This window comes from Rathayibacter rubneri (genome assembly GCF_023743255.1).
GTDB classification, from domain to species: domain Bacteria; phylum Actinomycetota; class Actinomycetes; order Actinomycetales; family Microbacteriaceae; genus Rathayibacter; species Rathayibacter rubneri.
Window position 1 is genome coordinate 1 of record NZ_JAMRYM010000131.1, and the last position, 6,795, is coordinate 6,795.

A 6,795-nucleotide genomic window follows, 5' to 3' on the forward strand; every position below is an offset into this window, starting at 1 on the left:
GTCGACGACGAGCGTGACGGCGGCGCTCGGCCGTGAGACGGCGCCGCCGGCGAAGGAGGCCGTCTGGGTCGCGGTCACGCGGTAGCTCCCCGGAGCCGGCGTCGGAGCGAGCTGGCAGAACCAGGCGCCCGGGCCGACGGCCCGGGCGACGCACGAGGCCCCGCCGTCGGTCGTCACCGCGACGCTCGCGCCCGGGTAGGCGGTCCCGCGGACCGAGCCGGCGGAGGTGGCCGAGCCGTCGACGGAGCCGATCACCGGCGGGCTCAGCACGGCGAGCTCGGCGGTCGCGGTCGTCGTCCCTCCCGCGGCGAGCAGCTCGACGGCGGTGAGCACCGTGGGTCCGTCGGCGAGCGCCGCGGTGCAGCTCCAGGTGTCGTCGGCCGCGACCGTCGTGATGCAGAGGGGATCGCCTCCGCCGCGCACGCCGACCTGGATCTCGTTCCCGGCCGTGCCCGTGCCGCTGACGACGGTCGGGCCTCCGGGGATCACCGACCCCGATGCGGGCGAGGAGACGGCCAGCGGCGCGGCCGCCGCGGCGGCCGGGGCGAGTGCTCCGACGACCACCGCGACCAGGGCGGCGAGGAGCGCGGGGCGCCGCGCGCCCCGCATCCGGGATCGACGGACACGGGTCATCGGAGACCCCGATGAACCCCCCGGTCCTGCTGTGTCGACACGTCCTGGCACTGTGCGTCCATTGCACGGTCGCGCGCGGGCACTGTCAAGCGGGCGCGCCCGTCGTCACCGGATGGACACCTCAGGACGGATCGCGACTCCGCCGGGCGGCGGAGTGGTCGGCGGACGGGAGAGCGCTTCCGCGAGAATACAACCATCGACCCTTCGGAGGAACCATGAGCGAGGACGCGGCACGCGGACGCGATCGGCGGCAGGTGCGCGCCGAGGCCGCGCGCTTCGACGACCCCCGCGAGCTCGGGCGGCTGCTGCCGTCCGGACTGCGCATCGGGCTCGCGCAGAGCGCCTTCCAGACCGAGGGGTCGCTCGAGACCGGCGGTCGCGGCCGCTCGGTCTGGGACGATTTCGCGCTGCGGCGCGGCACGATCGCCGAGGAGGCGACGCCCGAGATCGCGACGGACTTCCTCCTGCGCTGGCGCGAGGATCTGGCCCTGCTCGTCGACCTGGGTGCCGAGGAGCTGCGGCTCTCGCTCTCGTGGCCGCGGGTGCAGCCCGACGGCCGCGGACCGCTCGACCGCGGCGGGCTGGGCTTCTACGACAGACTCCTCGACGCGCTCGCCGAGGCGGGGATCCGCACCGTGCTGACGCTGCACCACCGCGACACCCCCTCCGCTCTGCCGGGCGGGTGGATGAACCGCGACACGGCGTTCCGCTTCGGCGATCTGGCGTTCGACGTCGGATCGAAGCTGGGGGACCGGGTCGCCGACTGGGTGACGCTGGACGAGCCGTCGACCGTGATGCTCGAGGGCTACGCCCTGACCCGGCAGGCGCCCGCGGCCGGCCGCCTCCTGAACGCGCTGCCGGCTCTGCACCACCAGCTCCTCGGCCACGGCATCGCCGTCGAGGCGCTGCGCTCGGCCGAGGTGATCGGACGGATCGGCCTCGTCGACGCCCTCGCGCCGGTCGAGCCCGCGAGCGACTCCGAGGCGGACGTCGCCTGGGCCGGTCTCGCCGACGTCCTCCGCAACCGGCTCGTCGCCGACGCGGTGCTCACCGGCGCGTACCCGCAGGGCCCGGAGGAGCTGCCGCCCTTCCTCGAGCGCCTCGCGCGCGTCGATCCCCGCGACCTCGAGCGGATCGCCGTGCCCCTCGACTTCTACGCCGTCGCCCCGCTGCCGCCGCAGCGCATCGCGGCGGGCCGGGATCCGTCGGCGCCGACCGGCGTCGGGGCGCCCCCGCTCCTCCCGTTCCACGAGCGCCCGTGGCCCGAGCTCGACCGCACCGGCGACGGCTCGCCGTCGGCCCCCTGGGCGCCGGTGTCGGTCCTCCGGCGGCTGGTGGAGCGGTGCGGCGAGGCGCTGCCCCCGCTGGTCGTCACCTCGCTGGGGGCGAGCTTCCCCGATGTGCTCGACGAGGACGGCGCGATCGTCGACACCGAGCGGATCCGCTGGCTCGGCTCGCACCTCGGCGCTCTCGCCGAGGCCGTCCACGAGGGCCTGCCCGTCGAGTCGGTCCAGCTCTGGACCCTCGTGGACGCGTTCGAGTGGCAGCACGGCTACACCCGGCCGCACGGGCTCGTCGCCCTCGACGCGCGCGGCGGCGATCGGGTGCCGAAGGCGTCCTTCGACTGGCTGCGGCGGGTGCTCGACGCTCGCTCCTGAGCGGTCCTCGCGCGAGGCGTGACAGACTTCCGCGGTGCGCAGCCTCCTCGCCCTGGCCTCGATCCTCCACGCCGGCACCGCTCCCGTGCTCTCCGCGCTGGCCGATGTGCTGGCCGACGACGACGGCGAGTACGCCCGCACCGCCGACGGGTTCGAGCGCAGGCTCCCTCTCGCGGGCGTCGAGCAGTGGCGGGTGCTGGCCGACGAGGAGGGGGCGCGCGTCGAATGCGAGATCGTCGCATCGGCCGCGTCGTCGGCGCTCGCCGGGGTCCTGGCCCGTCGGCGGATCCGGGAGGCGCCCGAGCGCTTCCGGGCGGTGGTCACGGCGGTCGCCGACCGCGTCGAACCCCGCTGAGCCGCCGCATCCGCCCTGGTCGTGGCCCCGAACGGGGAATGCCCGAGTGCTGCTCGGTGTTGTCTACGGATGACGGGGTGGGGCCTGGAGCCCCGCCCGACCGGACCGCTCGGAGGAGCACGACGCAGATGGCAGGAACAGCAGTGAACAAGGGACGTGGGACGCGCGGCGGCGACGAGGAGATCGTCTACCGTCGCCATGCGAACGGACGCGGCATGGTCGCTCCCGGCTCGCGCGTCTCGGCGTCCGCCTATGTCGAGACGGGCGCCTACGTGGAGCCCGGCGCGACGGTCGGGGAGCGGGCGTGGATCGGCGCCGGCAGCTGGATCGACCGGGACGCCATGATCGGGCACAGCGCCTTCATCGGCGCGAACGTGCACGTCGGGCCGGAGGCGATCATCGGCCCGGGCGCCCGCATCGGCAGCTACACGCGCATCGGCGGCTCGGCCGTCGTCGCGACCGGAGCGCGGGTCGACCGCGACACGGTCGTGCCGGCCGGCGGCCGCTACGGCGCCGAGGAGAGCACCCGCGAGGTCGGCAGGCGCGCCGCCTGACCCTCGCTCCCCGGACGACCCTGTTCCCCGCGGCTCTCGAGCGCGGCGGAATAGGGTCGTCCCCATGTTCGAACTCCACCACCTCAGCGCCCAGGAGCAGTGGGACCAGCTGCAGCGCGGAGAGGTCTCCCCTCTCGAGCTCGTCGACCACTACCTCGCCCGCATCGACCGGTGGAACGGCGAGCTCGGAGCGTTCACGACGGTGACGCCCGAGGCGGCCCGGCAGCGGGCTGCGGCTCTCACGTCCGGGGCTCTGCCGCGCACCGCGGCCCTGTGGGGCCTCGCGAGCGGCGAAAAGGACCTGTGGCGGCGCAGGGGCGTGCGGACCACCTTCGGCTCGCGGGTGCGCGAGAGCTTCGTGCCGGATGTCTCGGACGAGATCGTCGACGTGCTCGACGCGGCCGGAGCGATCAGCCTCGGCAAGACGGCGGCTCCCGAGTTCGGCATGCCGTCGTACACCGAGAGCCGCGTGGGACCGCCGGCCGTCACGCCGTGGGACACGCGGCTCAGCGCCGGGGGCTCGAGCGGCGGAGCGGCGGTGGCCGTGGCGGCGGGACTCCTGCCCTTCGCGCCGGCGTCGGACGGCGGCGGGTCCATCCGCATCCCGGCCGCCGCCTGCGGGCTCGTCGGGCTCAAGCCCTCACGCGGCCGCGTGCCGGCGACGTCCGGTGTGGGCGGGGTCGGCGGTCTGGTGGTCGCCGGCCCGATCGCGCGCTCGGTCGCCGACGCGGGCCTCCTGCTCGAGGGGATGCTCGAGCGCCGCAACGGCGTCATCCCGCACCCCTACTCGGTGGCGGCTCCGGAGGATCGGGAGGGCTCGTTCCTCGGCGCCGCGGTCCGCGGGGAGGGCCGGTTCCAGATCGGCGTGCTCACCGCGTCCCCCTGGGACGACGTGCAGGACATCCGGCTCGAGCCCGAGGCGCAGGCCGCCTTCGACGAGGGCCTCGCCGCACTCGGCGCCCTCGGACACGGCCTCGAGGAGGCGACGCTGCCGCCCAGCGCGGCGTACCCGGCCGCCTTCCGCACGCTCTGGCAGAGCGGAGCCTCGACGCTGCCGGTCGAGACCGCGGAGGATCTCGCGCTCCTCGAACCGCTCACCCGGTGGCTCGTCCTCGAGGGCAGGCGCCTCGGCGCCCGCGACGTCGTCGAGGCGGCCTCGGTCCTCACGGCGTACGAGCGCGCCGTGATCGCCTCGTTCTCGACGTTCGACGCCGTGCTGGCACCCGCGATGACGATGACGCCGCGGCCCGTGGGCTGGTACGACGCGGAGGATCCCGAGCGCAACTTCGCCCAGCAGGTGCAGTACACGCCGTTCACCTCGTTCGTGAACGTCAGCGGGCTGCCCGCGATCACGCTGCCGCTCTCGATGACCGAGGGCGGTCTGCCGATGGGGATCCAGCTGATCGGGAGGCCCGGCGGCGAGGCGGTGCTGCTCTCGATCGGGGCGCAGCTCGAGCGCCGTGCGCGCTGGCACCGCCGGCATCCTCCGCAGTGGTGAGACCCCGGCGGATCGTCAGGTCGGATCGCTTGGCGCTTAGGTAAGGCATGCCTATACTTGCTCTCGATGTGCATGTTCGAGGGACGCGACGGCCTGGAGCCGACGGGCGTCAAGCAGTTCCTGATCGCGGGCGACGAGACCGTCGTGCCGTGGATCCAGAGCATGCTCGACTCCCTCCCCGCGAACGCGCGCGGCCAGGTGTTCGTCGAGGTCGACGACGCCCGTGGGCTGCCGCCCCTGTCGGCGCCGGGTCGCGTCACGGTCACCTGGCTGGGACGCTCCACCCGCTCCGGCGCCCCCGGCACCGGCGGTCTCTGCCGTCGCGGCATGGCGCTCGAGCGCGCCGTCCGAGCCTGGGTCGGCGAGATGTCCGTCGTCGACGGCGACTACCCGTGGGCCGACGAGCGCCACGACTTCTGCGCCTGGATCGGCGGAGCGGGTCCGCTGATCGCGGAGCTCGCCGCCGACGTCGAGGCGCGTCTGCGCGTCTCCGCCGAGCACGCCGCTCGCTGACCGCCGCTCCCGATTCGTCCTCGGAGTTAGGTGAGGCTCACCTCACCGTGCGATACTGAGGCGATGCCTCCGACGACCGCCGCCCCCGCCCGCCCGGCCTACCGGCCGTACCTCGCGACCGTCGCCCGGGCGATCAGGATCGCGCCGCACTTCATCCGCGTGACCCTCACCGGCGACGACCTCGACTCCGTCGGCTGCACCGGCCCCGACCAGCGCATCAAGCTGGTCGTCCCGACCCCGACGTCCGACGCCCGGGCCTTCCTGTCCTCCGTCGCCGACCCGGACGCCCCCGACGGCGTCGCGGCCGACTGGTACGGACGCTGGCGCACGCTGCCGGACGAGCAGCGCAACCCGCTGCGCACCTACACCATCCGGGCCGTGCGCCCGGAGCTGTCCGAGGTCGACATCGACTTCGTCGCGCACGGCGACTCCGGCCCGGCCTCCGCCTGGGTCGGCACCGCCGCCCCGGGCGCCGAGATCGTGATCATCGCCCCCGACTCCCGCTCCGAGCTCCCCGGCGGCGGTGTCGAATGGCACCCCGGAGCCGCCACCTCGCTCCTGCTCGCCGGCGACGAGACGGCCGTGCCCGCGATCGGCGCGATCCTCGAGAGCCTGCCCGCCGACGCCTCCGGAGCCGCGTTCCTCGAGGTGCCCACCGCCGAGGACCGCCTCGAGCTGCGCCACCCCGCGGGCGTGCGCGTCACCTGGATCGTCCGGGAGAGCGGAGCCGACTGCGGAGCGGCGCTCGACGCCTCGGTCCGCACCTGGGCGACCCGGTTCCTCACGGCCCACCACCGCGGAGTCGAGGTGTCCGACGTCGACGTCGACACCGAGATCCTGTGGGAGGTGCCCGAGGAGACGAAGGACCCCGGCCTCTACGCCTGGATCGCCGGCGAGGCCGGCGCCGTGAAGCGCATCCGCCGCTGCCTCGTCACCGAGCTCGGCGTCGACCGGAAGCGGGTCGCGTTCATGGGATATTGGCGCCTCGGCCGCTCCGAAGCCAACTGACCGAGCGGGCCGCAGGGACGCCGACTGCGGCGTTGTCCTCGCACCGCATGGTTCCACCATGCGGAGCTCGTCCGCCTTGCATTCGACGCCCCCGCGGCCCGCTCGGGGTATAAGGGGAGGCGCCGGCTGAGGCGTTGTCCTCCCACCGCAGGGTTCCACCATGCGGAGCTCGTCCGCCTTGCAGACGACGCCCCTGCGGCCCGCTCGGAGGTCCGGCAGGGGGATGCCGTCTGCGGCGTTGTCCTAGCACCGCATGGTTCCAGCGTGCGGAGCTCGTCCGCTTTGCGGACGACGCGGCTGGGGCCCGGTCGGGGTTGAGAGGAGGGGGCGCCGTCTGCGCCGCTGTCCTCGCACCGCAGGGTTCCACCGTGCGGAGCTCGTCCGCGGTGCGGACGACGCGGCTGCGGCCCGCTCGGGGTTCAGACGAGGGGACTCCGGCTGCGGCGTTGTCCTCGCATCGCAGGGTTCCACCGGGCGGAGCTCGTCCGCGGTGCGGACCGTCGGCCGGCGAACCCCCAACGCAGCGGAGGTCGGGCGGGGCGCGCGCCCACCGCGGGGCGGTGGGCGGCGCTCAGA

General features: G+C 74.8%; 6 protein-coding genes and 1 pseudogene. 6 read left to right on the forward strand and 1 reads right to left on the reverse strand.

Annotation, left to right across the window (positions count from 1 at the left end; all coding sequences use genetic code 11):
- Positions 1–633: pseudogene (locus tag NB037_RS17845) on the reverse strand (Ig-like domain-containing protein); the annotation flags it as partial.
- A gap of 215 nt (positions 634–848) precedes the next feature.
- Here NB037_RS17845 and NB037_RS17850 point away from each other — a divergent pair.
- From NB037_RS17850 to NB037_RS17875, 6 genes are all read left to right on the forward strand, one after another.
- Positions 849–2,291 (forward strand): glycoside hydrolase family 1 protein, encoded by a 1,443-nt coding sequence (locus tag NB037_RS17850; RefSeq protein WP_251948172.1) that lies wholly within the window; start codon positions 849–851, stop codon positions 2,289–2,291.
- Between the two features lie 34 nt (positions 2,292–2,325).
- Positions 2,326–2,646, forward strand: coding sequence for a hypothetical protein (locus tag NB037_RS17855; protein ID WP_251948175.1), 321 nt, complete (start codon positions 2,326–2,328; stop codon positions 2,644–2,646).
- Positions 2,647–2,774: 128 nt separating this feature from the next.
- On the forward strand, positions 2,775–3,200 hold the full coding sequence (locus NB037_RS17860; protein ID WP_251948177.1) for a transferase: 426 nt from the start codon (positions 2,775–2,777) through the stop codon (positions 3,198–3,200).
- Between the two features lie 64 nt (positions 3,201–3,264).
- Positions 3,265–4,698 carry an amidase gene (locus tag NB037_RS17865; protein ID WP_251948179.1) on the forward strand — a complete coding sequence of 478 codons (1,434 nt, stop codon included), beginning with the start codon at positions 3,265–3,267 and terminating at the stop codon, positions 4,696–4,698.
- 66 nt (positions 4,699–4,764) lie between these two features.
- Positions 4,765–5,211: an SIP domain-containing protein gene (locus tag NB037_RS17870; RefSeq protein WP_251948181.1), complete on the forward strand. Its 447-nt coding sequence runs from the start codon at positions 4,765–4,767 to the stop codon at positions 5,209–5,211.
- A 63-nt stretch (positions 5,212–5,274) separates the two neighbouring features.
- Positions 5,275–6,219 (forward strand): siderophore-interacting protein, encoded by a 945-nt coding sequence (locus NB037_RS17875; protein ID WP_251948183.1) that lies wholly within the window; start codon positions 5,275–5,277, stop codon positions 6,217–6,219.
- Positions 6,220–6,795: the final 576 nt, after the last annotated feature.

Coding starts and splice junctions, on each gene's coding strand:
- NB037_RS17860 (WP_251948177.1), top strand. CDS start 2,775: ATGGCAGGAACAGCAGTGAACAAGGGACGTGGGACGCGCGGCGGCGAC.
- NB037_RS17870 (WP_251948181.1), top strand. CDS start 4,765: ATGTGCATGTTCGAGGGACGCGACGGCCTGGAGCCGACGGGCGTCAAG.
- NB037_RS17875 (WP_251948183.1), top strand. CDS start 5,275: ATGCCTCCGACGACCGCCGCCCCCGCCCGCCCGGCCTACCGGCCGTAC.
- NB037_RS17865 (WP_251948179.1), top strand. CDS start 3,265: ATGTTCGAACTCCACCACCTCAGCGCCCAGGAGCAGTGGGACCAGCTG.
- NB037_RS17850 (WP_251948172.1), top strand. CDS start 849: ATGAGCGAGGACGCGGCACGCGGACGCGATCGGCGGCAGGTGCGCGCC.